25 protein-coding genes and 2 pseudogenes are annotated in these 26,817 nt (G+C 59.8%); 16 read left to right on the top strand and 11 right to left on the bottom strand.

Features of this window, described 5'->3' with window-relative positions; genetic code table 11:
- The first annotated feature begins 38 nt into the window (after positions 1-38).
- Positions 39-1,160 (top strand): Gfo/Idh/MocA family protein, encoded by a 1,122-nt coding sequence (locus MHZ97_RS06710; RefSeq protein ID WP_239313988.1) that lies wholly within the window; start codon positions 39-41, stop codon positions 1,158-1,160.
- A gap of 39 nt (positions 1,161-1,199) precedes the next feature.
- Here the strand turns inward: MHZ97_RS06710 and MHZ97_RS06705 are convergent, their stop codons facing one another.
- The 3 genes from MHZ97_RS06705 to MHZ97_RS06695 form a co-directional block, all read right to left on the bottom strand.
- On the bottom strand, positions 1,200-2,027 hold the full coding sequence (locus MHZ97_RS06705; protein ID WP_239313991.1) for a glycosyltransferase family 8 protein: 828 nt from the start codon (positions 2,025-2,027) through the stop codon (positions 1,200-1,202).
- A 19-nt stretch (positions 2,028-2,046) separates the two neighbouring features.
- Positions 2,047-3,429 carry a D-arabinono-1,4-lactone oxidase gene (locus tag MHZ97_RS06700; protein WP_239313998.1) on the bottom strand — a complete coding sequence of 461 codons (1,383 nt, stop codon included), beginning with the start codon at positions 3,427-3,429 and terminating at the stop codon, positions 2,047-2,049.
- Positions 3,430-3,502: 73 nt separating this feature from the next.
- Positions 3,503-4,144 (bottom strand): TetR family transcriptional regulator, encoded by a 642-nt coding sequence (locus tag MHZ97_RS06695; protein ID WP_103796823.1) that lies wholly within the window; start codon positions 4,142-4,144, stop codon positions 3,503-3,505.
- 214 nt (positions 4,145-4,358) lie between these two features.
- Between MHZ97_RS06695 and MHZ97_RS06690 the strand changes: the two genes are divergently transcribed.
- The 12 genes and pseudogenes from MHZ97_RS06690 (at position 4,359) to MHZ97_RS06635 (ending at position 14,835) form a co-directional block, all read left to right on the top strand.
- Entirely contained in the window at positions 4,359-5,189 is an 831-nt protein-coding gene (locus MHZ97_RS06690) for a MetQ/NlpA family ABC transporter substrate-binding protein (protein ID WP_239314001.1), read from the top strand.
- Positions 5,190-5,200: 11 nt separating this feature from the next.
- A complete protein-coding gene (locus MHZ97_RS06685; RefSeq protein ID WP_239314014.1) occupies positions 5,201-6,319 on the top strand; it encodes a methionine ABC transporter ATP-binding protein in 1,119 nt (372 codons plus the stop codon).
- Entirely contained in the window at positions 6,300-6,956 is a 657-nt protein-coding gene (locus MHZ97_RS06680; protein WP_103796826.1) for a methionine ABC transporter permease, read from the top strand. Before MHZ97_RS06685 ends, MHZ97_RS06680 begins: the two co-directional genes overlap by 20 nt.
- Positions 6,957-7,066: 110 nt before the next feature.
- Entirely contained in the window at positions 7,067-8,083 is a 1,017-nt protein-coding gene (locus tag MHZ97_RS06675; protein ID WP_103796827.1) for a D-cysteine desulfhydrase, read from the top strand.
- On the top strand, positions 8,076-8,774 hold the full coding sequence (locus MHZ97_RS06670; RefSeq protein ID WP_103796828.1) for an aspartate/glutamate racemase family protein: 699 nt from the start codon (positions 8,076-8,078) through the stop codon (positions 8,772-8,774). Before MHZ97_RS06675 ends, MHZ97_RS06670 begins: the two co-directional genes overlap by 8 nt.
- Before the next feature lie 101 nt (positions 8,775-8,875).
- On the top strand, positions 8,876-9,880 hold the full coding sequence (locus MHZ97_RS06665; protein ID WP_103796829.1) for an ABC transporter substrate-binding protein: 1,005 nt from the start codon (positions 8,876-8,878) through the stop codon (positions 9,878-9,880).
- Complete coding sequence (locus tag MHZ97_RS06660) at positions 9,877-10,650, top strand: ABC transporter permease (protein ID WP_103796830.1); 774 nt, start codon at positions 9,877-9,879, stop codon at positions 10,648-10,650. Before MHZ97_RS06665 ends, MHZ97_RS06660 begins: the two co-directional genes overlap by 4 nt.
- Positions 10,647-11,435, top strand: a complete 789-nt coding sequence (locus tag MHZ97_RS06655; RefSeq protein WP_239314015.1) for an ABC transporter ATP-binding protein — start codon at positions 10,647-10,649, stop codon at positions 11,433-11,435. The genes MHZ97_RS06660 and MHZ97_RS06655 overlap by 4 nt, the downstream gene beginning before the upstream one ends.
- On the top strand, positions 11,432-12,643 hold the full coding sequence (locus MHZ97_RS06650; protein ID WP_224481706.1) for a M20 family metallopeptidase: 1,212 nt from the start codon (positions 11,432-11,434) through the stop codon (positions 12,641-12,643). Before MHZ97_RS06655 ends, MHZ97_RS06650 begins: the two co-directional genes overlap by 4 nt.
- Entirely contained in the window at positions 12,640-13,938 is a 1,299-nt protein-coding gene (locus tag MHZ97_RS06645) for an NtaA/DmoA family FMN-dependent monooxygenase (RefSeq protein ID WP_239314025.1), read from the top strand. The genes MHZ97_RS06650 and MHZ97_RS06645 overlap by 4 nt, the downstream gene beginning before the upstream one ends.
- 237 nt (positions 13,939-14,175) lie before the next feature.
- Positions 14,176-14,528 (top strand): annotated as a pseudogene (locus MHZ97_RS06640) (type II toxin-antitoxin system RelE/ParE family toxin).
- Between the two features lie 4 nt (positions 14,529-14,532).
- Positions 14,533-14,835: a helix-turn-helix domain-containing protein gene (locus tag MHZ97_RS06635; protein ID WP_103796835.1), complete on the top strand. Its 303-nt coding sequence runs from the start codon at positions 14,533-14,535 to the stop codon at positions 14,833-14,835.
- Between the two features lie 100 nt (positions 14,836-14,935).
- Here the strand turns inward: MHZ97_RS06635 and MHZ97_RS06630 are convergent, their stop codons facing one another.
- From MHZ97_RS06630 to yihU, 6 genes and pseudogenes are all read right to left on the bottom strand, one after another.
- The gene (locus tag MHZ97_RS06630; RefSeq protein ID WP_239314027.1) at positions 14,936-16,312 is read right to left on the bottom strand and encodes an MFS transporter; all 1,377 of its coding nucleotides are present in this window, start codon (positions 16,310-16,312) and stop codon (positions 14,936-14,938) included.
- Positions 16,313-16,346: 34 nt separating this feature from the next.
- A complete protein-coding gene (locus tag MHZ97_RS06625) occupies positions 16,347-17,726 on the bottom strand; it encodes an MFS transporter (RefSeq protein WP_239314029.1) in 1,380 nt (459 codons plus the stop codon).
- A gap of 46 nt (positions 17,727-17,772) precedes the next feature.
- Entirely contained in the window at positions 17,773-19,809 is a 2,037-nt protein-coding gene (locus MHZ97_RS06620) for an alpha-glucosidase (protein ID WP_239314031.1), read from the bottom strand.
- 103 nt (positions 19,810-19,912) lie between these two features.
- Positions 19,913-21,154: a sulfoquinovose isomerase gene (gene yihS / locus MHZ97_RS06615; RefSeq protein WP_239314033.1), complete on the bottom strand. Its 1,242-nt coding sequence runs from the start codon at positions 21,152-21,154 to the stop codon at positions 19,913-19,915.
- 15 nt (positions 21,155-21,169) lie between these two features.
- Positions 21,170-22,048, bottom strand: a complete 879-nt coding sequence (gene yihT / locus MHZ97_RS06610; protein ID WP_239314192.1) for a sulfofructosephosphate aldolase — start codon at positions 22,046-22,048, stop codon at positions 21,170-21,172.
- A 27-nt stretch (positions 22,049-22,075) separates the two neighbouring features.
- Positions 22,076-22,966 (bottom strand): annotated as a pseudogene (yihU, locus tag MHZ97_RS06605) (sulfolactaldehyde 3-reductase); the annotation flags it as partial.
- Between the two features lie 165 nt (positions 22,967-23,131).
- Here yihU and MHZ97_RS06600 point away from each other — a divergent pair.
- Together MHZ97_RS06600 and MHZ97_RS06595 are read left to right on the top strand one after the other, a co-directional pair.
- Positions 23,132-24,028, top strand: coding sequence for a sugar kinase (locus MHZ97_RS06600; protein WP_239314035.1), 897 nt, complete (start codon positions 23,132-23,134; stop codon positions 24,026-24,028).
- Between the two features lie 34 nt (positions 24,029-24,062).
- Positions 24,063-24,848: a DeoR/GlpR family DNA-binding transcription regulator gene (locus tag MHZ97_RS06595; protein WP_103796843.1), complete on the top strand. Its 786-nt coding sequence runs from the start codon at positions 24,063-24,065 to the stop codon at positions 24,846-24,848.
- Positions 24,849-24,850: 2 nt separating this feature from the next.
- Here MHZ97_RS06595 and MHZ97_RS06590 read toward each other — a convergent pair whose 3' ends face one another.
- Positions 24,851-25,477, bottom strand: a complete 627-nt coding sequence (locus tag MHZ97_RS06590) for a LysE family translocator (RefSeq protein ID WP_239314037.1) — start codon at positions 25,475-25,477, stop codon at positions 24,851-24,853.
- A 225-nt stretch (positions 25,478-25,702) separates the two neighbouring features.
- Positions 25,703-26,125 (bottom strand): DUF2000 domain-containing protein, encoded by a 423-nt coding sequence (locus MHZ97_RS06585; RefSeq protein ID WP_103796845.1) that lies wholly within the window; start codon positions 26,123-26,125, stop codon positions 25,703-25,705.
- A 189-nt stretch (positions 26,126-26,314) separates the two neighbouring features.
- On the opposite strand from MHZ97_RS06585, the gene MHZ97_RS06580 reads away from it, so the two are divergent.
- Entirely contained in the window at positions 26,315-26,788 is a 474-nt protein-coding gene (locus MHZ97_RS06580; protein WP_103796846.1) for an Lrp/AsnC family transcriptional regulator, read from the top strand.
- The last annotated feature ends 29 nt before the right edge of the window (positions 26,789-26,817 follow it).

Here is a 26,817-nt window from a genome sequence, read left to right as displayed (position 1 = left end):
ATTCCGTGAAAATCCCACAATGAAACAAGAGGCGGTCAATGAACAGAGTCAGGATCGGCATGATCGGCAGCGGCTATATCGGACGCTGCCACGCTATCGCCTACGCGCAGGCGCCGACGGTTTTCCCGCTGAAGGGCGAAATCGTGCGGGAAATGCTGGCGGAGGTTAATCCGGCGCTGGCGGAGAAGCAGGCGGCCGCCTTTGGCTTTGCGCGTTCGACCGGCGACTGGCGCGAGCTGGTGCGCGATCCTGCGATTGACGTGGTGGATATCTGCGCGCCCAACTTCCTGCATAAAGAGATGGCGCTGGAAGCGATTCGCCACGGCAAGCACGTCTATTCGGAAAAGCCGCTGTCGCTCTCGGTAGCCGATGCGGAAGAGATGGTGCAGGCGGCCCAGGCCGCCGGGGTGAAAACCCTGGTGGGCTTCAACTATATGAAAAACCCCACCAGCCAGCTGGCTAAAGAGATTATTGCGCGCGGCGAAATTGGTGAGGTCGTACACTTCTACGGCACCCACAACGAAGATTATCTGGCGAAGCCCGAGACGCCGCTGGACTGGCACTGCCAGAAAGCGCTGGCGGGCCTCGGCGCGCTGGGCGATCTGGCGGCGCATATCGTCAATATGGCGCACTATCTGGTGGGCGATATTGAGGAGGTGAGCGGCGACATGATGACGGTGATTAAAACCCGTCCCGACGCGAAGGATCCCAGCCGCCAGCTGCCGGTAGAGAATGAGGATCAGGCCAGCGCGCTGCTGCGCTTTCGCAACGGCGCGCACGGCGTGATTGAAACCTCGCGTATCGCCTGCGGCAGCAAAATGGGCCTGACCTACGTCGTCACGGGCACCAAAGGCACGCTGCGCTACACCCAGGAGCGTATGGCAGAGCTGGCGCTTTATCTGCACGATGAACCGGCGGGGCGTCAGGGGTTTAAAACCATCCTGACCGGCCCGGCGCATCCCGACTACGCCAGCTTCTGCGTCTCGGCCGGGCACGGCATCGGCTTTAACGATCAAAAAACGGTAGAAATTCGCGACCTGATTAACGGCATCGCGGCAGGGGATCGCCTGTGGCCCGATTTTGCCGAAGGGTTGCAGGTGCAGAAGGTGCTGGAGGCGATTGCGGTTTCCGCCGCCGAGCGACGCTGGCAGGCGGTTTAGAGAAGCGGCGCGCGGCCGTGACGCCGCGCGCCTGAATGATTATCCTGCGGCTTTCTCCCACCACAGCTTATCCAGCGCATAGTAGCGGTCGCGTTCGCTCTCCGGCTGCTGCAAATCGCGCTTCCACGGCTTCGCCAGAATAAAGTGCAGGTTCTTCACCTCGCTCTCTTTCCACATCCGGCTGTGCTGGAACGGCAGGGTTTTCAGCGCGTTGTAGATATAGGAGAGCGGCAGCCAGCGGCCGTGAAATGCCTCGTTCAGCAGATCCTGTTCTGAAAAGGGGTAAGCCTTTAAATCCACAATCGCGGCAACCCGGTCCGCCAGCTGCTCAAACAGCGCATTGTCCGGCTGCAGCACCAGAAAACCACCGTTGAGGTAATTATCCAGCAGCGCAGGCGCGCGCTCGCCGCGATCCTGCCAGGTATAGTGGCAGTTTTCCGGCTGCCAGCAGGCGGGATAGGAGGCGATATGGTTAGGGTTGCAGCGGCAGGCGTGACAGGCGGCCAGCAGGTTGTCGCCGAGATCGAGCGTAAACAGCTCGTCCATATTTTGCAGCACCAGCATATCGGCATCGAGGAACACCACCCGCGCATAGTCGGTCAGCTGCCAGGCGCGCAGCTTGGTCCAGACTTCGCCAAACTGCGCCGAGGCGTAGTGCTGTTCCAGCGCGCTGTTGGGGTAGATCGGGTCGACCGGCTGCACCACGCAGCCTTCTGCCTCTAACGCTGCGCGGTCCGCCTGCGGGATCGCGTCGGTGGTCATTACCACCAGCGGCCAGCGCGTGCCGCTCTGCTTCAGCGAACGGTGCAGCGCCTTAACGCCCACCAGATAATCGGGCTGCGTCAGCAGCGTAACCCATGCAAACATGGTTCCCTCCCTGTAAAAGTCAGTCAAAAAGTGCGGTCAGATAATCGTTGCTGAAGCGGTGCTGCGGATCCAGCTCGCTGCGCAGCGTGCGGAAGTCGTCCCAGTGCGGATAAACGTCGCGCCAGACGTAGCGCCCGGCGTCATAATATTTGCCCCAGTGCGGGCGGCCGCCTTCTTCTGCCAGCAGCTTCTCTACCTCGGTAAGAAAGTGCAGGCCATCCTGCGACAGCGAACCATCGTCGGCGTAATAGACCACAAAGCCGAAGAAGCAGGTCGGCTCACCATAGGCCGGGCTAAGCCAGGCGTCAGAAGCTCCGGTGCAGCGCAGAATAATCGGGTAGTGCATATGCGGTCGCTCCGCGGCGTACCAGCGTTTGATTTTGCTGATAACGGCAGGCGTGCGCGAAAGGGGGACGCCGATTTCAACGTTGATCTGCGGCACCGCGATACCGCGGCAGAACAGCTGGTAGATGTCGCCGGTCACGTCGGTAAAGTCGCGAAAGCGCGTGACGGTGCGGAACTGTTTGCCGCCTTTGCCGTGGATCTGCGTGTCGCGGTGCATCTGCTCCAGCGTCTGGTCAATGGTGCTGTTCAGGCTGTCGTCGCCCTGGTCGGCGTGCTTCACCACCTCACGATTGTTAGCCTGCCACCCGGCGGTTTCCTGCGCACTCGCTTCGTTGGCGTTCCAGACGTGCATCAGGTTGTCGTCAACGAACCACCAGGCTTTGCTCAGCGCATATTCACTGTTCCAGCGCAGCAGATCCTGCTCAAGATTGTCCGCTGACACCGCGTTTTTATGGCAGGTGTAGATGCGGAAAGGCTGGGTGCGCAGCGTCACGGCGGTGACAATGCCGAGCGCGCCGAGCGTCACCTGAGCGGCGGGGAAGTCTGGCTCGCCGCGCGTAAATTCGCGTATCGAACCGTCCGCCAGCACCATGCGAATGCGCAGCGCCTCGTCCGCCAGCGAGCTTTGATGCAGGCCCTGGCCGTGCGTGCCGGTTGCCATCGCGCCCGCCAGCTTCTGTACCGCAATCACGCCGGGCGAAGCGGCCAGCATGCGATCCAGCGCGGTGAGGTGGATATAGAGATCGTTAAGCGTGGTGCCCGCCGCGACGGTCACGCTGTCGCTGTCGTGCGCCAGTATGCCGGAGAGGGCGCTGATATCGACCAGCACATCATCCCTGTCGACATTCAGCATTCGGCCCGGCGACAGGCGGCTGCCGATAACGCGTACGCGGCCCCGGGTATCACGTAACAGCTGCTGCAGCGCCGCCTCGCTGCGCGGCTGGTGTAACTGCTGGCGGCTGCCAACCTGGGCGTTTTGCGCCCAGTTCCACAGCGCGTCGTCTGTGTTGCTGAGGGTAGTATTTCGCAGAGGATAACGTTGGGCATCTATGCTCACTAATGCATTCCTGTGGTTAAACATATTAATTTGCATTATTTAAGCGTAGCCCATCACAGCGTTGTCGCTTCCCTTAGCCCGATTTCCGGATATAACGCAGCGTTGCCGTAACCGCGAGCTGGCGATTACGGCGGATGCTCTCCTCTTCGCTGTTGTCAGGACTGAAAAGGGCGTTGAAGGTGTAGCGGTTGGAGACGTGATGTACGCAGATGCTGCTGATCAGGCGGTGTACGTCGATGGTCTCGATCTCGCGGATAAAGACACCCTGCTGCTGACCGCGCGTCAGGATCGCCTCCAGCACGTCGAGCGCGCTGCGGTTCAGCGCCTTGATACGCGGCGACTGGGTAATATAGCGGCCGCGCAGCAGGTTCTCGGTACAGACCAGCCGCATAAAATCGGGATGGGAGACGTGATAGTCAAAGCTGGCTTCCACCAGCTTGCTTATCGCCAGTTCCGGCTCCATGGCCTCCAGATGGAGGCCGGTTTCATGCTGGCGGATCGCCTGGTAGACCTGCTCCAGCACCTCGATATAGAGCTTCTCTTTGTTGCCGAAGTGGTAGACCACCATACGTTTAGTGGTCTGCGCGTTTTCCGCAATTTGCTCCAGCCGCGCGCCCTGCATGCCGAACTCGGCGAAGGTAGCCAGCGCGCCGGCGAGAATGCGTTTTTTCAGCCCTTCAGGGTCGTTTTTTCGTTTTGGTGTGGTGTCTGACATAGCACTTAGTAACTAAGAAAATTCAGCCAGCATGGTATCACACCCCGCCAGGCTGATTTGGCGACGCGAGCGGCAACCTGTTTATATGCATTTCAGGAATAGTATTGCCGTAAAAATATTAATAGCGATATAAGCAACTGCGTATACTGCGGCTAGCTGTCGTTTCGACAGTGAACATTGACGCTGGCGACTATCACTTTCAGGAAGCAAATCTATGCACACACGCGTGGCCGTTACCAAAAACAGATTCCTCTCTATCACCACCGCCGCGCTGTTGCTGGCTGGTGCAGCTCTGGCTCCGTTTACGGCAGCCCATGCCGATGATAAGCGTTCTATTAAAGTCGGCATCATGAGCGGCGAAGATGAGGATGTCTGGCGTGAGGTGGTGAAGCAGGCCGCAGCAAAAGGGCTGGCGGTGAAGACCGTGGTGTTCAACGATTACAATCAGCCTAATGAGGCGCTGCAGAACGGCGAAGTGGATGCTAATGCCTTCCAGCATCAGCCCTTCCTCAATAACCAGATCAAGGTTAACCACTACGATATCGTGCGCGTCGGCGACACCGCCGTCTGGCCCATCGGCCTCTACTCGAAGAGGGTAAAATCTGCCGCGGATCTGAAAGAGGGGGCGGTCATCGGCGTGCCGAACGATCCCTCTAACGAGGCGCGCGGCCTGGTGCTGCTTGAGCAGCAGGGGGTGATCAAACTCCGCGTGGGCGCGGGCATTGCCGCCACCACGGCGGATATCACCGATAATCCGCGCCACGTGCAGATCAAAGAGCTGGACTCCGGCATTATCGGCCGCTCGGTGCCCGATCTCGACGCGGCGGTGGTGAATACCGACTGGGCGCTGAAAAGCGGCCTGACCAAAGCAGATCGCATCGCGCAGGAGCCGGTAAAAGATAATCCGTATAACAACTTTATCGCGGTGAAAAAAGAGAGCGTCGACGCGCCCTGGGTCAAAACCCTGGTCGCCTCTTACCAGAACGACGCGGTGAAGAAAGTGTTTGATCAGGTTTACAAAGGCACCGGCCTGACCGCCTGGTAAGGATAGCGAGCATGACGGTATTTTCAGAGGTTGCCGTGCCGGCCAGCGCGGTAGTGCGCGGCGTGGTCGAGCGCGCGGAGGAGCTTGCCGCGGGCGACGATAGCGTAGTGCGCCTGCAAAATGTGTCGCGCCGCTTCGGCGAGACGCAGGCGCTAAAGGCGGTGTCGCTCAGGGTGCGCAAAGGCGAGATCCTCGGCATTATCGGCCGCAGCGGCGCGGGTAAATCGACGCTGATCCGCTGCCTTAACGGGCTGGAGCAGCCCGACGAGGGCGAGATTGAGATTGAGGGGCAGCGGATTACCGGCCTGTCGGAGAAGCAGCTGCAAAAAGTCCGCAGCCGCGTCGGCATGGTGTTTCAGCACTTCAATCTGCTGTCGGCGAAAACCGTGGCGCAGAACGTGGCGCTGCCGCTGAAGATTGCCGGCATGGCGAAAGCCCAGCGCGCCCGGCGCGTCGCGGAGCTGCTGGCGCTGGTCGGGCTGTCCGATAAGGCACAGCACTATCCGGCGGCGCTCTCGGGCGGCCAAAAGCAGCGCGTCGGCATCGCACGCGCGCTGGCGGCCAGCCCGGCGCTGCTGCTGTGCGACGAGGCGACCTCGGCGCTCGATCCGGAAACCACTCGCGCGATCCTCGCGCTGCTGAAATCGCTGAATCAGCGGCTCGGCATCACCATTCTGCTGATCACCCATGAGATGGAGGTGATTAAGTCCGTGGCGCATCGCGTGGCGGTGATTGACGGCGGCGAGATTATCGAGCAGGGGCCGGTGTGGCAGGTGTTCGCCCATCCGCAGGCGCAGCTTACCCGCACGCTGCTGCGCGGGCTGCTGCCGCAGCTGCCCGACAACATTGCCGCGCGTCTGAGCCAGCAAAAACAGGGCGATGCTATCTACAACGTGCACTTCGCCGGGCAGGAGGGGCAGGGCGAGCTGCTGACGCGTTTTGCCTGCGCGTTGCCCGGCGCGTTTCGCCTGATTCAGGGCGGCGTCGACCATATTCAGCACTACGCGGTGGTGCGCTTCTTTATTGCCATTCCGGCCAGCAATCACGCCGATGAGCAACGGGTTCTCGCCTGGCTGCATCAGCAGCAGGCTCAGGTAGAAAAGGTGGGTTATGTCGCCAGTAATGATTGACTTGCTGCTTAACGCGCTGTGGGAAACCCTGATTATGACGGCGATCGCCGGGCTGTTTTCGCTGTTCGCCGGGCTGCCGCTCGGCCTGATTCTGGTGATGACCAGCCCCGGCGGCATCGCCGAACATCGCGGCGTCAACCGCGTGCTCGGCCTGATTATCAACGGTTTTCGCTCGCTGCCCTTTATTATTCTGCTGGTGGCGCTGATCCCCTTTACCCGCTTTCTGGTGGGCACTTCGCTCGGCACCTGGGCGGCGATCGTGCCGTTATCGATCACCGCCACGCCCTATTTTGCGCGCGTGGCGGAGGTGTCGCTGCGCGACGTCGATCGCGGGCTGATCGATGCGGTGCGCGCCATGGGGGCCAGCAAGCTGCGTATCGTCTGGGACGTGCTGATCCCCGAAGCGCTGCCGGGCATTCTGGCCGGTTTTGTGGTGACGCTGGTGGCGCTGATTGGCGCGTCGGCAATGGCGGGCGCAATTGGTGCCGGCGGGCTGGGTGACCTGGCAATTCGCTACGGCTATCAGCGCTTCGACACCGCGGTGATGGTGGCGGTGATTGCGGTGCTGATCGTGCTGGTGTGTGGCATTCAGTGGCTGGGCGACCGGCTGGTGGCGCGTATCGATAAACGGCACTAGCGCGCTTGTGCTTTTTCCCGCAATGGATAGCACTATTTCTTTTTAAACATCAGCGCGCTACCGGCATAAAGTACCGGCAAATCCCTGTTTAACCTCTCAAGGAGTGCGCTATGCATCTCGCCCGTTTTCCCCGTCTTTCGCTGGGCCATTTTCCCACGCCGCTGGAGCCGCTGCACAATCTGACGACGCTGCTGGGCGGCCCGCAGCTCTGGATCAAGCGTGACGACAGCACCGGTCTCGCCACGGGTGGCAACAAAACGCGCAAGCTGGAGTTTCTGCTGGCGCAGGCGCTGGCAGAAAAGGCGGACATCGTGATTACCCAGGGGGCGACCCAGTCTAACCACGTGCGCCAGACCATCGCCGGCGCGGCGCGTCTCGGTCTGAAAGCCCACGTCTTTCTCGAACAGCGCGTCAGCGACTACGGCGAAGCCTACCAGCGCTCCGGCAACGTCCTGCTCGACAAGCTGCTGGGCGGCGAGATCATTGCCCATCTGCCCAACGGCGCAGATATGCAGCAGGCGATGGAGCAGCACGCCGCGCAGCTGCGCGAACAGGGGCATCGCCCCTTTGTGATCCCCGGCGGCGGCTCGAACCCGGTCGGCGCGCTGGGCTACGTCGCCTGCGCGCAGGAGCTGCTGTGGCAGTCGGCGGAGCAGCGTCTGCGCATCGATCATGTGGTGCACGCCACCGGCAGCAGCGGCACCCAGGCGGGCCTGGTGGCGGGCCTGTTCGCCAGCAACAGCGGCATTCCGGTGCTGGGCATCAGCGTGCGCGCACCGAAGGAGAAGCAGGAGCAGAACGTCTGGAACCTGGCGTCGCAAACGCTTGAGCTGCTGGGCGTGACGCAGCCGCTGCCGCGCGAAGCGGTGGTCGCCAACAGCGACTACGTCGGCGACGGCTACGGCCTTCCTGCGGCAGGCACGCTGGAGGCGCTGACGCTGCTGGCGCAGCATGAAGGCATCCTGCTCGATCCGGTTTACTCCGCCAAAGGCTTCGCCGGACTAATCGATCTGATCCGTCAGGGCCGCTTCCAAAAGAATGAGAACCTGGTGTTTATTCACACCGGCGGCGCGGCGGGACTGTTTGGCTATCAGCAGCCGCTTGAGGCGAGTTTCGCTCATGGCTGAGCCGTTTCTGCTCGGCGTGCTCGGCGGCATGGGGCCGCTCGCCGCCGTCGATTTTCAGCATCAGCTGCTGCGCGCGGTGAACAGTGCCAGCGACCAGCAGCAGATACCGATGGTGGTCTGGAACGTGCCGCAGATCCCCGATCGGCAAAAGGCGCTGGCGGGCCAGGGGCCATCGCCGCTGCCGCAGCTAATTGACGGTATTGCGCGGCTGAACCGCGTCGGCGCCAGCCATATCGTGATTGCCTGTAATACGGCGCACCACTGGTTTGACGCGCTACAGGCCGCCAGCCGTGCGCCGCTGCTGCATATCGCCGACGCGACGGCGGAGGCGGCCGCCGCGCTGGCACCCGCCTCGGTGGGGCTGATTGCGACGCAGGGCACGCTGGATGCGGGCTGGTTTCAGCGGCGCTTTGCGCAGCGCGGCATCGAAACACTGCTGCCCACGGCGGCGGAGACAGCGCACTATTTTGTGCCGGGCTGCTATGCGGTGAAGCGCGGCGATATTGCGGCGGGCGGGGCGCTGCTGGCGCGTCAGGCGCAGACGCTGCTGGATCGCGGCGCGGAGCGGCTGGTGCTGGCCTGTACCGAAGTGCCGCTGGCGCTGCGCGCCATCGGCTGGCAGCCGCCGCGCGCGGCGATCGATCCGGCAGAGGCGATGGCGGCGGTGTGCGCTCGCCTGTGGCAGCAGTAACAACGCGCTATTTAATTACAACATACTTTAATCGGTTACGCGTTCTGCGCGTGCGGCGGCACGCTTTTGCCTGTCGTCAGGACTTCCACAAGGATAATGCTATGAAAAAGCAGTTGGGATTTTTACTCGCTGCCAGCCTGGTCAGCGCTTTCAGCTACGGTGCCACGCCGGATGAAGTGCGTATCGCCTACAGCGGCGGCTCGCAGGTCATCATGCTGGCGAAAGCGGACGGCTCGCTGGATAAAGCCTTCGGCACCAAAGTGAACTGGGTGCAGTTCGCTTCGGGTGCGGATGCGCTGAATTACTTCGCCAGCAACGCTATCGATATCGCCAACTTCGGCTCCAGCCCGGCAACGGCGGGTCTGGTGCGCAAGCTGCCGATTGAGATCGTCGGCGTTTCTGGCGTAATCGCCAGCTACGAGCGGCTAATTGGCAAAGAGGGCATTAAGGATCTGCGCGATCTGGAAGGCAAGCGCGTTGGCTATCCGCCGAACTCCACCTCGCAGTACGCACTGGACGCGGCGATCAAAGTGCATCACCTGGACCGCAGCAAAATTACGCTACTGCCGCTGCGCCCGGCAGAGATGGTCGCCGCGTGGAAGCGCGGCGATATTGACGCGGGCTACGTCTGGGCGCCATTCGCCCAGCAGCTGGAGGCGGCGGGCGGCCATCAGGTGTTCGCCACCAAAGATCTGCAGAAAGATGGCTACCTGATCTACAACAACTATGCGGTGCGTAAAGCCTTCGCCGAGCAGTATCCGCAAATCGTCAGCGCCTTCCTGCGCGTGCATCAGCAAAAGGTGGAGGCGTTCCGTCAACACCCTGAGCAAGCCGCGGCGACGGTAGCGAAAGAGGTTGGCGCGCCGGTGACGACCGCCACCAATACCCTTTCCGGGCTGGAGTATCCGTCGATTCAGGACCAGGCGACGGCGGCCTGGCTGGGCGACGGCAACCATGCGGACGCCAGCGGGATTGGCCAGGCGCTGAGCAAGACCGCCAGCTTCCTCGCTGAAACCGGTGAAGTGCGCAAGCGGGATATTCCGGCGCACTGGGATGCGGCTATCAATCCGCGCTTTCTGCAGCAAGCTGCACACGCCGCGCCATGAAGCTGCGTACAAAAATCAGCATCAGCGTCATCTCGGTGACGCTGTTTTTTCTGCTGTGGCAAACGGCGGCTGAGCGACAGTGGGTCGATCCGCTGCTGCTGCCGTCGCTGACCGATATTGGCCTGACGGCGCAGGAGCTGGTCAGCGACGGCTATCGTCAGGTGCCACTGTGGCAGAACATCGTCGTCAGCCTGGCGCGTTCGCTCGGCGCGTTCGCCTGCGCGATTGTTATCGGCGTGCCGCTGGGTTTGCTGATGGGCATGTCGGAGCCGCTGGCGGCAGCGCTTAACCCCTTTGTGCAGTTCCTGCGTCCGCTGCCGAAAATCGCCCTAATCCCGCTGGCAGTGGTATGGCTCGGCATCGGCGAGGCCTCTAAATTCTTTCTGATCTTTATCGCTACCTTTCTCAGCGTGGTGGTTGGCGCACAGGCGGCGGTAGAGCGGCTGGCGCGCGCGCGCATACGCGTGGCGCAGACGCTGGGCGCATCCCCGCGCCAGATCTTTCTGCGCGTGGTATTGCCGGATACGCTGCCCGATCTTTTCACTACCGTCCGGCTGTCGGTGGGCATTGGCTGGACCTCGCTGATAGCCGCCGAAATGGTGGCGGCCAACTCCGGCCTCGGCTGGATGGTGATGAATGCCAGCGCTTATCTACGCACCGATATCGTAATGCTTGGCATATTGCTGCTCGGCGGCATCGGCTATCTGCTCGACCTGCTGCTGCTGGGCCTGCAGCGCTGGCTGGTGCCCTGGGCCGGGAGAGACGCATGAGCGACCCTGTTTCACTGCAGCAGGTCACGCTGCGCTTCGGCGCGCTGACGGTGCTGGAAGATATCGATCTCAGCCTGAAAAAAGGGGAATTTGTGGTGCTGCTCGGCCCCTCTGGCTGCGGCAAGTCCACGATTCTCAACCTGCTGGCGGGCTTTGCCCGGCCGCAGCAGGGGCGCGTGCTGTGCGGCGGCGAGCCGGTGCGGCAGCCGCATCCGTCACGCGGCATGATCTTTCAGCAGCCGAATCTCTTTCCCTGGCTTAGCGTGCTGGAGAACGTCACCTTTGGGCCGCGCCTGCGCAAGCACAACCGGGCAGAAGTCGAGGCGCGCGCGCGCGAATGGCTGAAGCGCGTCGGGCTGGCGGGCTTTGAGGATCATGCGCCCTGGCAGCTTTCCGGCGGCATGAAGCAGCGCGTGGCGCTGGCGCGCGCCTGGCTGCCTGGTCCTGAGGTGCTGTTGCTGGACGAGCCGTTTGGCGCGCTCGACGCGCAGACCCGCCTGATGATGCAGGAGCTGCTGCGCGAGTCCTGGCTCGCTACCCAGACTACGCTGCTGTTTGTCACCCACGACGTCGAGGAGGCGCTGTTTCTCGCCGACCGCATTCTGGTGATGTCGGCGCGGCCGGGCCGCATCGTTGAAGAAATTAGGTTGCCGTTCGGCCGCCAGCGCAATATCGAGACCCTGGCGAGCGAGCCGCACTACGGCGACATCAAACACCATGTATTACAGCGCGTGCGTCAGGAGGCGAAACGCCATCTGACGCCCTTCACTAAGGAGGAAAAATGACCCTGAACAGGCTCCAACAGCGGCTGGAAAACAGCCTTGAACAGTATGGTGCGCGCTATGTCGAGGTGTCGAAAGCGATCTTCAGCCAGCCAGAAACCGGCAACAATGAATACTTTGCCAGCCAGCAGCTCACGCAGCTGCTGGAGGCGCAGGGCTTTAGGGTGACGCGCAACGTGGCCGGACACGAGACCGCCTTCTACGCCGTGAAAGATAGCGATAAACCCGGCGCGACGGTGGCCTTTATCGCCGAGTATGACGCGCTGATCGGCATCGGTCACGCCTGCGGCCATAACCTGATCGGCGTGACCAGCGTCGCGGCGGCGATTGCGCTGGGCGAGACGCTGCCGCAGACCGGTGGTCGCGTGGTGGTGCTGGGCACCCCTGCGGAAGAGGGCGGCCTCGCCGGGCCGGGCGGCCCCAGAGGCAACGTCAAAAAACGTTTTGTCGAGGCGGGACTGCTTGACGGCGTCGATGCGGCGCTGATGGCGCATCCAGCGGGAAAAACGCGCCTTACCGAAGCGACGCTGGCGAATAATCACCTCTATTTTCACTTTTACGGCAGGCCGTCGCACGCCGCGGGCGCGCCGCACAAAGGCATTAACGCGCTCGACGCGCTGGTGCTGCTCTACAACGGCATCAGCGTGCTGCGCCAGCAGCTGCCGGACGGCGTGCGCGTGCACGGCATTATTACCAACGGTGGTCAGGCGCCGAACGTCATTCCTGAGTATGCCGCGGCGCACTACTATATTCGTGCCGACAGCCGCGAACAGGTTGAAGCACTTGAGCCGCGCCTGCGCGCCATCGCGGAGGGCGTGGCGCTGGCGACCGGCGCGCGAGTCGAGATTGACCACCAGGTCGGCCCGCGCGACTTCAGGCTTAATCCGGCGCTGGATGCGCTGCTGCTGGAGGAGCTAACGGCGGCGGGCGAGCAGGTCGATCGCTCGCCGCAGACCAGCAAAGTCTCGACCGACGCGGGCGACATCAGCCACGCGGTGCCGACAGCGCACCCCTGGCTGAAAATCGGCCCTGACGATCTGATTTTTCACACCGTGCCTTTCCGCGAGGCGGCCAATTCCGAACGGGGCTATCAGGCGCTGATCGTCGGCGCGCGGGTGCTGGCGCGCACCGGGCTGCGTCTGCTGACCGATGCCGACGCGCTTGAGCGCATCAAATCTGATTTTACGACGCAACAGAGGAGAGGATCGTGACGCAACCCTATCGCAGAAAACTTAAAACGCTGGTCGGCGCGGCCAGCGTGATCGCGGCGGGCAACGACAGCGCGCCAGATACCGGCATCAGGCGCGCTATCTCGCTGGCGAAGATAGCCGAACGCGAGAAAATAACCGGCCTGTTCACCGCTGACCTGTTACAGGCCGATCCCGCCGGGCTGGCGGGGACGACCGGCAGTCAGGATCCGCTGATCGCGCTGGCGGCGCTGAGCCAGGCGACGTCGCATATCGGCCTGATCGCTACCGTCAGCACCAGCTGGCTGCATCCCTATCACCTGGCGCGTCAAATCGGCACGCTCGACCACCTCAGCGGCGGACGCGCGGGCTGGAACGCGGTGACCTCGTCCGTGGGCGAAGAGAACTTCGGCGAAGGTGCGCTGCCGCCGCCGGAAGTGCGCTATGCCCGCGCCAGCGAATTCATCGAGGTCATTAATGCGCTGTTCGACGCCAACCAGCCCGATGCGGTGCAGCGTACCGCCAGCGGCGGAATCAGCATCGATCCCGCAAAGCTGCACGCAATTAACTATCGCGGCGACTATTTTCAGGTTGCCGGGCCGCTCAATGTGCCGCCGCCGCCGCAGCGTCGCCCGGTGCAGTTTCAGGCCGGGCAGTCAGAAGCGGGCGTCTCGCTCGGCGCGCGCTTTGCCGAGGTGATTTACACCTCGCAGCCGACCTTCGAGGCGGCGCAGGCGTTTGTTGCCGATGTGCAGCAGCGCGCGCGGCGCGTTGGTCGCGAACAGAACCTGCCGCTGATCATGAACTCCTTCCACGCCATCATCGGCGAAAGCGACGCTGACGTGGCGCGCCGCCTGCGCGAGAAGCACGAGCGTATTAATTATGAACAGGGCAGGCTGCGCGTGGCCGATATGCTCGGCGGCGAGATCGATCTGCGCGATCTGCCACTCGATCGGCCGTTGCCTGCTGCGCTGATCCCGGCGCTGGCGCAGGTGCACCGACGCCAGGGGCGTGCCGCGATCTTCCGCAGCTTTGCGCTGGAAGGTCTGACGCTGCGTGAACTGATTATTAAGGCGGAAGAGACCGGTCACTGGTTTACCGCAGGCATCCCAAAGGTTCTGGCCGATGCGATTGAGCAGCGTTATCGCGCGGGCGTGCTGGATGTGATTTCTCTGCACGGGCTTGGGCAGCCGGATCAACAGGATTTGCTGCTGAACGGGCTGCTGCCGGAGCTGCGCAGACGCAATTTGCTGGACAGTGACTATGTGGGGGATGATTTCCGATCCAGTCTGGAACTGGCACCGCTATCGCAGGGATGAATTTATTGCTGCACATATTCCCGTTGTTCATCTGGACAGCGGGATATTTTCTTTTAACTACCTGATTCTGCGGCACGGATCAAAAAGCCGTGGTGCGTTGCAGCCCCTAAGCCGAAACCTTGCACGCCTTCTCTGCGTTTCCCTTTCAGGCAGGTGACCCTGCCATCACGCCGCTACATACTCCTGTTTATCGCTTTACATCTATATAGGTCTAAGACTATATTATCAGGAGGAAATGTGTGGGCTATAAAAACCACGGACAGATTCGATCGCTGGTTTACACAGCTGTGCGATAGCGACCGGGCCAGCGTACTGGCTGCGATGATCGCCCTTCAGGAGAGAGGCCGGGGTTGCCCAGACCCTATGCTGATACGCTTAAAGGTTCGCGCTACATCAATATGAAAGAGTTGCGCATTCAGTGTCGAGGTCATCCCATTCGGGCATTTTTTGCCTTTGACCCCGACCGTACGGGAGTTTTGCTTTGTGCCGGTCACAAAGCTGGCAATAAAAAACGATTTTACGCTGAAATGATCCCAGCAGCCGACCGGGAGTTTACCGGGTGGCTTAAGGGGTTAAGAGAAAAGGAGTAACGCGATGGGCAGAACGCTTGAACAGCTTATTGCAGATGAAAAACCCGAGGTGGCTGCTGAAGCAGAGCGCTCGGCCGCTGAGATTCTGCTGAATATTCATCTGGCTGAACTGCGCGAAAAGGTGCAGAAAACCCAGGTTGAGATGGCGCAGACGCTGGGCATCAGGCAGCCCACCGTGGCAGGCATGGAAAAACCGGGACGCGATCTGCGCCTCTCTACGCTGAAGCGCTATGTGGAGGCGGCAGGCGGCAAACTGCATCTCGATATTGAGCTGCCGGATGGCACGCACTATGGGTTTCAGGTATAGGCTAGGCGAGGGATGACCGGCGCGCAGTGTGTTATAGCGGCTGCGCACCTCAGCGACCAGGCGGTAAACCGCAGGCTCTGTTTCTCGCCTGACGGCTGGGTCAGCGCGGCACGATTTTTTTTCGTCGGCCGATCTCTTCGATAATAAAAACGAAGCGGGCCTCATTCAGCTTATAAAAGAGACCCATAGTGAGCGCGGCGATAAGGACCAGCGCGCAGGGCCAGAGAAATATCAGCTGGCGTAACCCCAGCAGCGTGGTTTCACTTTGCGCCATATTGGGCATATAGCCAATTTGCGTCAGCATAATACCCGGCAGAAAGCCCGCCAGCGCGGCGGAGATTTTGCGGGAAAAGGTATAGCCGGTATAGACAGAACCTTCGGCGCGGATACCCGTTTTCCATTCTGCGTAATCCACCGTATCCGGCACCAGCGCCCAGTTCAGGCTGTTAACAAAGGCGGTGCCGAAAAACGCCATGCAGGAGAAGGCGACAAATAACAGTGACGAGAGGCCCCAGAAAAAGTTCAGCACATCGCCAGCTGCCCATATTATCAGCCCACCAAGATAGACCTGCTTTTTACCCAAGCGCTTCACCGCGGTCGGTACCAGCAGTACGCCCACCAGAATCGCGCCCATGCTGAAAAAGCCCATCCACGACAGCAGCTGGATATCGTTGAGCACGTACTGAGCGTAATAGACCTGAAGGGCCAGCTTGATGTTAAACGCGGCCAGCGTACACAGGTTGGCCAGGCATAACACCCGCAGCGGAGGGTTATGAAAAAGGGCGCAAAACGACTTCATCATGCTGGGCTGGTGATGATCGGGCGTGATGTCGATATAGCGCTCTTTCACGCCGTGAACGCAGCACCCCATGCAGATAAGCCCGCAAACTGAGAAGATCAGCGCGGGCATAGCATATCCCAGCGAAGGCGAGTCGTTAAAAGCTCTCTGAATCGGCATAAAACCCACGCTACACAGCAGCAGACCGAGGGTGGCTCCGCCCTGGCGCCAGGCGGCAAGCTGGGCGCGCTCAAGGGGGTTTTTGGTAATGGCAGGCACCATTGCCCCATATGCGCAGTTCATCAGGCTGTAAAACAGACCAAACAGCATGAACAGCAGGGTAGCCAGCGCGGTTTTCACCGTTAGCGTAAAATCGGTGGCGAAAAACTGCGCCGTGGCGGTCAGCGCAACAGGAAAGGAGGCGTAGAAAATAAAGGGCTTGAATTTGCCTTTTGCGCCAATATGGCGGCGCGCGTCGAGCAGCACGCCGGTCAGCATATCGGTCAGGGCGGTGAAGAACTTTGCCACCAGAAAGATAATCCCGCCATAGTAGGCCGGCATCGCCAGCTCATCGGTATAGAACTTCAGCAGATAGAGCGTGCCGATGCAGAGCATCAAATTGGAGCCTAAGTCGCCCAAACCCCAGGCGCATTTTTCCCGCAGGCTGAGCTTTAGCGTTAGCGGATCAGGTTCAGACATCATCGCTCCTTTACGCCTCGCCGGGCGCTATTTATTAAGCCGTTTGCTTACGGGTTTCTATCTCTTCAACGATGCGCACATACATCTTCTCGTTGAGGTTGTAGAAGCAGCCCATGGCGACGATGGTGATCACCGCCAGCGCGCAGGGATAGAGAAAGATCAGCTGGCGCAGGCCCTCGACGGTTCCCGCTGACTGCACCACGTTAGGCAGATAACCAATTTGCGTCAGCATCCAGCCGGGGAAGAAACCGGCCAGCGCCTGCGACACTTTGCGGAAAAAGGTAAAGCCGGTATAGACCGTGCCTTCAGAGCGCACGCCGGTGCGCCATTCGCCATATTCCACCGTGTCAGATACCAGCGCCCAGTTCAGGCTGTTAACAAACGCTGAGCCAAAAAAGGCCAGACAGGAGAAGAGCACAAAGCTGACCGAGCCGCCGTCAGAGAAGTAGTTGAGCAGGTCGCCCGCCACCCAAATCATCAGGCCGCTGAGATAGACCGTTTTCTTGCCAAAGCGCCTCACCATGCCGGGCATTAAAAAGACGCCGATAAATATACAGCCCATGCTGAAAAAGCCCATCCAGGAGAGAAGCGCAGGGTCGTTCAGCACGTACTGGGTGTAATAAACCTGAATCGCCAGCTTGATATTGAATGCGCCGAGCGTGCAGAGGTTGGCGATGCAGAGAATAAACAGCGGGCGGTTTCCGGCGATGGCGCGGAAGGATTGCAGCAATCCGGGTTTTTGCCCGCCGTCGAGCGGTTTTACCTCGACATAGCGTTCTTTCACCCCGGCATAGCACCACCACATAAACAGCAGACCGAACAGGGAGAAGAGGGTAGCGGCGAAGATATAACCCAGCGGTGGATTTCCGTCGATCAGGTTCATTACCGGCACAAAACCCACGGTGCAGAGCAGCAATCCCAGCGTCGCTCCGCCCTGGCGCCAGGCGGCAAGCGCCGCGCGCTCGTCCGGGTTTTTGGTCATGGCGGGCACAATCGCGCCGTAAGAGCAGTTCATCATGCTAAAGAACAGCCCGTAAAGCATGAACAGAACCGTGGCCACCACCGTTTTGCCGGCGATCTCAAAGGGAGTGCCGACAAAATTAGCAATCGCCAGCAGGGTAACGGGGAAGGCCGCATAGAGGATAAAGGGGCGAAATTTCCCTTTTGCGCCAGTGTTGCGCCGGGCGTCGAGCATAATCCCGGTGCCCATATCGGTAAAAGCGGTAAAAAACTTGGCGATAAGGAAAATAATCCCGCCATAGGTGCCGGGCAAACCCAGCACGTCGGTGTAGAACTTGAGCAGGTAGAGCGTACCGATGTCCAGCAGAATATTGGAGCCTAAATCGCCCATGCCATAGGCCAGTTTTTCTTTGAACGGCAAGCGCAGGGTTGCCGGATTGGCTGTCTGTTGCATTTTTCTTCTCCCTCAGCCCGGCGATCCTCTCGCCGGGCAAGCCGCATCAGATGTGGCGCAACGTGGCAAACAGTGACGCCCACTCGCTCTCCGCGCGATAAAAGACCGGAGGCTGGCCGAGCGGTGCCTCAAGGGTAATTTCACCGCCCTGATAACGCTCTCCGCTCCAGAGATGGATCCAGCTATCCTGCGGCAGATAGAGCGTCCAGTCGTGCCGACCCTGTTCATGTACCGGGGCAACCAGCAGATCCGCGCCCAGCAGATACTGATATTTCAGGGTGTAGGTTGTTGCGTCATCGTCGTAGTGCAGGAAAAGGGGGCGCATCACCGGTAGCCCGGTCGCAGCGTTCTGCGCCACCGCCTGCTTGAGATAGGGTTTCAGGGTGGTGAAAACGGTAGTCATCCGGGCGAAGTGAGCGATGGTTTCGTCATCGCTATCAAACTGCCAGTTATCGCTGGGGCGGTTGCCTTCATGGGTACGCATCATCGGCGTAAAGGCACTAAAGTCGCACCAGCGGAGCAGCAGCTCTTTGCTGCGCTTCATCTCAAACAGGGTGGTGTAGCCGCCAATATCGCTGTGGTGCAGACCGTGGCCGCTCATCGCCAGCGACAGCGCGGCCGGAACCACGGAGGCGAGCCCGTCATCAAGGCTCCAGTCTACGTTTTGATCGCCCGCCCACATCATGGTGCAGTACCTCTGGCTACCGGTATAGCCCGCCCGCATGAAGAACAGGATCTCGCCGAGCTTGCCGCTCTCCTGCAGCGCCTCGTAGTTACACTTCGCCCACAGCGCGGGCCAGGCGTTATGCATGATTTCGGCGCTGACGCCGTTGTGCAGGCGGGCATCGGTCGGCAGATATTCGCCAAAATCAGCCATCCAGCCGCCGCAGCCCAGCGCGATCATGTTCTGCCGGATCACCCCTTTGAACCAGTCGTACGCCTCGGGGTCGGTGAGATCGATTACGCCGCCGTAAAACTCACCAAACTCAACCAGATAATCCTCGCCCGCCGCGTCTTTTGCCAGGAAGCCACGCGCGGCGGCCTCGGCGCAGAGCGCTTTATCGCTGGCAACGTAGGGATTGATATAGGAGAGGAACTGCACGCCTTGCTCTTTCCACTGCCTGATACGGCTATCGAGCTGTGGGTAGTGGTCGCTGTTCCACTGCCAGTTCCACATTACGCGCTTGCCAAAGGAGGTCATGCGGATCCCCGACCAGTCCTGCGCCCAGATACCGTTTACCTTTACGCCCGCCTCGCGCATCCGATCCAGTTTCTGCTGACAAACCTCGGTTCCGCCCTGAATACCGAGTATCACGCCGTCGTAGATCCAGTCCGGCAGGGCGGGCTGACGGCCCAGCAGGGCGGTGAGTTTTTCCAGCAGGGCGATCCAGCTGGTGGCGCACTCAATACGCAGGGTGGCGTTGCCTTCCCACAGGGCGAGTTCGTGATAGGTCGGTGCGCTGAAGTCAAAGTTCATATAGCAGCTGTTTTCAACGTGGCAGTAATACTTCTGCGTGCTGACAAAGGTTGGCTGCGGAAAAAAGGTCCAGTAATAGTCGCCACCGGCATTTTCCAGGCAGTCCGCCTGCCAGGTGACATAGCTTTTCTTGTTGCGGCCGACGCCCTGTTCACTGCTCCACAGCGGGAACGGCTTACCGCGCAGATCGAAACAGGAGAATTGCTCTCCGCAGCCATAGATATGATCGTCCGGGCTGGCGGCCAGCCGCAGCCAGATACGGTTGTGGCTGGGATCGCCGTTCTGCAGATCCAGCTTCAGTCGCCCCTGTTCATCGATAGCGATATGTAGCGTGGCGGTAAGGGTCGATCCCCGGCTGAAGTGCAGCCGCCAGCCGTCGGCGGTGTTGCTGACCGCAACATCGGGCAGGGCTATTTTCTCGTGTAGCTTATCTTTGATGCTGAAATTACCGCGGAACATAGCAATATCAGCAACGCCAGCCCCCATCCACAGGCAGGGACGATCGCTGCTGTGGCGTAAAATCAGGCGCTGCTGCCAGGTTAAGGTAAAGCCCTCCGGCGAGGTGTCGAGTGCCAGGGCGTCTGACCGCTCTGCTAATTGAGTCATGTTGGTCTCCGTAGAGGTAGGGTAGTCGCGCCATGCTGGCCTGATCCCGTCCGGCCAGGCGTATCGGCTTTTCCACCGTGCGGCATAGCTGCTGTCGCTGAGCCTACTTTGCGTTGATGTCCAGCAGGCCCGCCGCTACCGCCGGTGCCAGTCCTGGCGCCAGCGGCAGGCGCGGAATGACCAGGCAGTGCAGCAGGTGATAGATGTCCTGCTTGCCTTCCCAGACTTTGCTGGTGACCTGGTTATTGCAGTCCAGCTCCTGCCACCATGAACCGCCCTCGTAGTCCATCAGAAAAGTGATGCAGTAATCCCACCACCTCCTGTACCAGGCTTCATACTGGCTGTCGCCGGTAAGGGTGTAGAGGGCATAGGCGGTGCCCATCGCTTCGACGACGGGCCAGCGCACTCTTTCGCGCACCACAGGCTGGCCGTCCCAGTCCACCGAGTAGACAAACCCGTCCGCGCCATCCACCGCCCAGGCGTCGCGGATGGTGGCGTGGAACAGGCCTTTAGCATCCTCCAGTAGCCAGGCGGGAGGCGTCTCAAAGCGGGCCTCCAGCGCCGCGTGCAGATGCAGCATCAGTCGGCCCCACTCAATCCAGTGGCCTGGCGTGCCGCCGTAGGCGCGGAAGCGATGTGCCGGATTATCCCGGTTGTAATTGCGCAGCGGGTTCCACGCTGCATCGAAGTGCTCATTGACGCGATACGCTCCCGGCCGGGCAACATCGTGAATAATCACCGACGCAATGCGCAGCGCGCGGTCAAGCCATTTACGCTCGTGGGTGACGTCATACACGATCAGAAAGGCTTCCACCGCGTGCATGTTGGCGTTACCCCCGCGGTAATCCTCGGTCTGGCTGAAGGCTTCGTCCCAGGATTCCAGGCACATCTGCTCGCTGTCGCTCCAGAAATAGCGTTCGATAACCTGAATCGCTTCCTCCAGCAGCGGGCGCGCCTGCGGATGACCGGTAGTGACGGCGCTGGCCGCGCCAAGCAGCACAAAGAAATGCTGATAGCCCTGCTTGGAGGCGTCCAGCACGCCCTCGCTATTGACGCAGGCGTACCAGCCGCCGTAGCGCCTGTCGCGCAGGGCGCCGTTTAGCGCCTTAATGCCGTGATCAACAAGGCGATACGCGCCCGGACGGCCCATCGCGGCGGCAACGGCATAGACGTGCAGCATCCGCGCGGTGATCCACAGATGGGTTCCCATCTCCGTTCTGACCTGCCCCTCATTTCCCAGCCAGCCAAATCCGGTGGGAACCACCGCCTTCTCGCCAAAGCGAAAGATGCGATCGGTTTCCTGCTCCAGCCAGCGGTTGTGGCTCAGGGTGTTAAACCATTTCATACGTGGCTCCTTGTGTTAGCGGCGACGGGCCATGTTTTCATCAACGATCTCGGCCAGACGCTGCAACTTCGGCGCTGCGATGTCGCGCAGCATCTGCGCGGTATCCGGCAGGCCGATAACCGAAGACCAGACCGCTCGTCCGGCCAGAAAGCCTGATGCGCCAGCCGTCATGGCAATGTTGACGGCGCGAGGGAAAAGCCTTTCATCCACGCCGGAGGAGAGAATGACCCAGGGCACAGAGATATGTTCATTCAGGCGCTGCGAGGCGGTGAGCAGCGCCTGCCGGGAGCCTTTGCCATAGAGGGGCATTTCCACCTTGTAGAGATCGGCACCGCAATCCCCCAGCTCTTTTGCGGCATCAAGAATCGCCTGTTCGCGATCGAATTTGTCGCCGCGACGCGGAGGGCGAACCACCGGTTCGATAATGCTGAGCAGGCCATTGCTGTGACACAGCTGGTTAAATTCGTTCACCTTGTTAAGGCGCTGCTGCGCATCCTCATCGCTGCGCCACAGCACCAGCAGCTTGAGCGCCCTGGCCCCCTCCCGCCTGACGGCCTGCGGATCGATATTTTTGTCGATCTCCACGTTATCCACGGGAATGCCGTTGCCTGGAATGAACTCATCGGCGGCAACGATGGTGGCGCAGCCGTCTGCCACGGCCTGCTGTTCCACCACCTGGCGGTAGCAAAACTGCCGATCCAGCAGAATGGCGGAGGCATAGGGAGAGAGGATCTTTGCGGCATTGACTTTAAAATCTGTGAGCACGCTGTCGGCCACCGGAGATGCCGCGCCCGCAGCCGCAAACATCAGCCGCATGGCTTCACGCTGATCCACCGCCAGCATGGCAAAACCGCCGGAGGCGCGCGTCAGCTCTTTGAGGGTGTGGTTGTCCATATCACTTTCCTTTATCCAGGGGGAGGTTTTTACCTGAGTGGGGCGTCCGGCGCTGGCACGTACCTGCTCCAGCAGGGCGCTCCAGTCTTCCCGCCCGCGACCGGCGGCGCGCGCCTGGCTGTAAACCTCACGGGAAGCGGCGCCGAGCGGCATCGGAACCTGCAGCTGGCTGGCGACATCCAGCGCAATGCCGAGATCTTTGTGAGCTAAATCGATCATAAAGGAGGGGGTGAGATCGCCTTTCAGCACCTTGTTCGACCAGGATGTGGTGAAGTGGCCTTTTCCGGCGGGCGTCCCGCTCATCACCCTGAGCGCCACCTCAAACGGGAGGCCGAGCGCTTCGCACAGCACTGCGGCTTCGGCGGAGAGAGCATTAAGCGCAATGCTCATATAGTTATTGATAAGCTTGACGCGGATACCCATGCCGGGCCCGCCGGCGTTAACCAGCTCATTACCCATCGCCATAAGTATTGGCGTTGCCCGCGCGACCTGTTCCCTGCTTCCGCCCGCCAGCAGCAGCAGCGTGCCTGCTACCGCGTGATCGGAGGTGCGTCCCACCGGCACGTCCATCAGCTCGAAGCCTCTGGCGCGCATGTCGGCAATCAGCCTGTCGGTTTGCAGGGGGTGAATGGTGGACATATCGATAACCAGCGCCTGCGGTGAGAGCGTCTCACACACACCTTGTTCCCCGAACAGCACGCTGCGAACGCTATCGCCGTTTGGCAGCATGGTGATAACAAACTCTGCGCCCTCTGCCGCCTGCGCCGCACTGACGGCAGGCTGTGCGCCTTGCTCTGCAAGACGCTGAACCGCCGCCGGGTTGACATCAAATACGCTGAGCCGATGGCCCTGCCTGAGCAGGTTGCCCGCCATAGGCAACCCCATCTGACCCAGCCCGATAAATGCAATCACTGCCATAGCCTTCTCCTGAACCGTGAATGTCATCTTTGCCATTCGTTAATGTCTGTTTGTGATTTTTTCTGATCTTATTTGTAATCTATGGTCAAAAAATTGACAGTGGTCACTTTTTAAACATTTGCCGCAACTAAAATAAGCGCATCCAGAAATGCCTGAGGAGTGGCCATGATTCGTATTGCTTGTGTAGGGATTAGCGTGATGGATCGCCTCTATTTCGTGGACGCTCTGCCGACGGAAGGCGGTAAGTATGTGGCGCAGCGCTATACGGAAGCGGGCGGCGGGCCAGCGGCGACGGCGGCCGTGGCGGCGGCGAAGCTGGGGGCGCAGGTGGACTTTATTGGCCGCGTGGGTGATGACGACACCGGCACCCGCCTGCTGGCGGAGCTGGCTTTTTTTGGGGTAGATACCCGCTATACCCGACGCTGTAAGGGGGCAAATTCGTCGCAATCGGCGATTATGGTGGACAGCAGAGGCGAACGAATAATCGTAAATTATCCCAGCTCCGATTTACGGCCAGACGCTGAGTGGCTTGAAGAGATCGATTTTTCTCAGTGGGACGTGGTGCTGGCGGACGTTCGCTGGCATCAGGGCGCAATGCAGGCGTTTACCCTGGCGCGTCAGGCGGGGGTGATGACCGTGCTGGATGGCGACGTAACGCCGCAAAGTATCACCGGGCTGGTGGCGCTGAGCGATCATGCGGTCTTCTCCGAGCCGGGCCTGGCGCGGTTAACCGGGCAAAAAAGGGCTGAGGCGGGGTTAAAAGCGGCGCAGCTGCTCACAAAGGGTCAGGTTTACGTGACGCGAGGAGAGAAGGGCTGCGACTGGCTTGAACAGGGAGCGCTGCACCACCAGCCCGGCTTTTCCGTGGCGGTGGTTGATACCACCGGGGCCGGGGATGTTTTTCACGGCGCGCTGGCCTTTGCGCTGGCTGCCGGCGACAGCCCGGCCGAAGCCGTCAGGTTTGCCAGCGGTGTTGCTGCCCTGAAATGCACGCGCGCAGGAGGACGGGCCGGTATCCCGGACGGTGATCAAATCCGCTCTTTTTTGTCACTTTGTGTATAAAATGTCAGCTCAAGGGATTTTCTGAGGAGATATCATGAGCTTTACCGAACTGACCGGTAATCCGCGGCACGATCGGTTGCTGATGCTGATAGGCGAGCGGGGCTATATGAATATCGACGAGCTGGCCACGCTGCTTGATGTCTCAACGCAGACCGTGCGCCGCGATATTCGCAAACTCAGTGAGCAGGGATTGATTACCCGTCACCACGGCGGGGCGGGCAGAGCCTCCAGCGTGGTGAATACGGCCTTTGAGCAGCGTGAAATCTCCTGGACGGAGGAGAAAAAAGCCATTGCGGAAACGGTAGCGGATTATATCCCGGACGGTTCAACACTGTTTATCACCATCGGCACCACCGTTGAGCAGGTTGCCCGTGCGCTGCTCAACCATAACCATTTGCGCATTATCACGAACAGTTTGCGCGTGGCGCAGATTCTCTATACCAATGCGCGCTTTGAAGTCATGGTACCCGGCGGCGTGCTGCGTCCCCACAACAGCGGCATTATTGGCCCGGCCGCAACTGCCTTTGTGGCGGATTTTCGCGCCGATTATCTGATCACCAGCGTCGGGGCAATTGACAGCGACGGAACGCTGCTGGAATTTGATGTTAACGAAGCCAGCGTGGTGAAAACGATGATGGCGCACGCCCGCCATATTCTTCTGGCTGCCGACCACACCAAATACACCGCCTCCGCCGCCGTAACGATCGGTAACATTGCGCAGGTTGCGGCGCTGTTCACCGATGCGCCTCCATCAGGGGAGCTGAAATCCTGGCTTGATGAGCATCAGACAGAGCTGATTGTGGCGCAGGAGGAGGTGTAGCGCTAAAGCGTCTTCACCACCATGCCAAACGCCGCCAGCAGCATGATGACGCCGGCCGAGCGAAAAAGGCGTCGCTGCGCCTTTGCGCTGGTGAGCAGATGGCGAATTTTAAGCGCTGCGAGAATAAAAACCGCGCCAAAGCTCAGCAGCACGAAAATGGTAAGGGGCACCAGCATTCCGCCCCAAATCTGTAATGAGACATTATCCAGCGAGATAACAAGAGGCAGTATCGCCAGATAAAAGGCGATGGTTTTGGGATTGCCGAGCGTGATCGTTAACCCTGAAAGCCAGGCTGATGCCAGCTCCTGCGTTGTCGCTTTCTGGTCAATGCTAATCGCCTTAGGCTGATAGCGCCAGAACTGCCATGCCAGCACGCACAGATAGAGTGAGGCGGCCCAGTTAATCAGCGTGAATACGGATGAGTAACTATGGGCGACCACCGCCAGACCAAATACCGCGGTAGTTAAGTAGATCAAATCACCGAGGATCAGGCCGGCAAGCATCGTAAAGCCGGTTCGGGCACCCCCGCTAACGCTGCGAGCGACCAGGGCGGTCATTCCCGGCCCCGGGATTGCCGCCGCTAAACCGAGCGCAGCGATATAAGAAAGTATTTGAGCCATTCCTGACATAATTGTTCCTGTCAAAATGAGATGCGGAAATTAAAGAGTGAGGTTGCTGGAAAGCGGATATTGCCTCCATCAAAATCACAATGCTGATAACAGACCTCTTTTGCCGGTTCGATTATTCTTTGAAATAACATACATATTCTTATCCTCAGGCAGAGTAAATCGTCCTGCATGCAGCAAAATAACCAGCACTATATTGCTGTTGATAAAATCGTTACCGGCGGGAGATTATTTATAGAGCGGGAGGTTTCCGGTCAGCCGGGTTATTTTCTTTTTAGGGCCAATGATACCAATGGCGACCAGCGCAATATCTTCACTTTTAACCGAGGAGATTTTGTCGCCATATTCGTCATAGGTTTTGCACGACTGTGCCAGGGCGCTAAAGGGCATCACGTAAATCTCACTATCCCTTTCCGCGCTCACCTGTATTTCACGCAGAGAGTGGCCTGACGCCAGCAAAACCGGAAGCGGCGCGTAAATCACGCCGGGATAATTAACAGCATCCAGGCTTTCCATATCGGGGCCGACAAGATTTTCAACGGTACGGCCAAAACTAATGCCTGTGACGCTTGCAGCATTCATAGCAAGGCCTGCGGGGAGATCTTTATCAATAATAATCGTACAGCGGTGCTGGCTTGGGTCAAATTTCATTTTTGTTCCTCAGGGCCATATGACAAGTTGCATGAACACAGGGTTGGTGCTGCTGTTATCACTCATCAGAAAAGTAAACATATTATGCAGTAGCAAAAGAGGAAATTGTTGCCTGTATCATTTACTCAACGCCTGTTGTCAGGTAAAAATCCCCCTTTATTGCTTTTAATGAGAAAGGAATTTCCCTCTATGGCACTCAGCCTGACAGATATGAAGATCCTGAAAATTTTACAGGACGATGCGCGCGTCACGAATCAGGAACTGGCGGAGAAGATAAACCTTTCAGCGTCTCCCTGCTGGCGTAAAGTGCGCAAGCTAGAGGAAGATGAGGTGATTCAGGGCTACCGCGCCGTTCTTGACCGTAAAAAAATCGGGCTGGGCGTGATGGTTTTCGTTCGGGTTGCTATCGACAGCCATAGCGAAGCGGAGGCGAGAAAGTTTGAAGAAGAGGTCACCGCGCTGGAGGATGTTGTGGCCTGCTATAGCATCGGGGGGGACGCCGACTTCCTGCTGCAGGTTGTGGCATCGGATCTCGACTCCTATGCCGATTTCGCCATGTCAGTGGTACGCAGACTGCCGGGAATCAAAGAGATGCAGAGTATGTTTGTGCTTAAAGAGATCAAGCCTCTCGTGACGTATCCCATAAAGAAGACAGCGGAATAGGCGGTAAGCTGCCGGGGTAAGGCAGGGAC

The organism is Pantoea sp. ACRSC, assembly GCF_022346785.1.
Lineage (GTDB): Bacteria > Pseudomonadota > Gammaproteobacteria > Enterobacterales > Enterobacteriaceae > Pantoea > Pantoea alvi.
The sequence above is the reverse complement of the archived record's forward strand: the minus strand, read 5'-3'. Positions and strand labels throughout refer to the sequence as shown.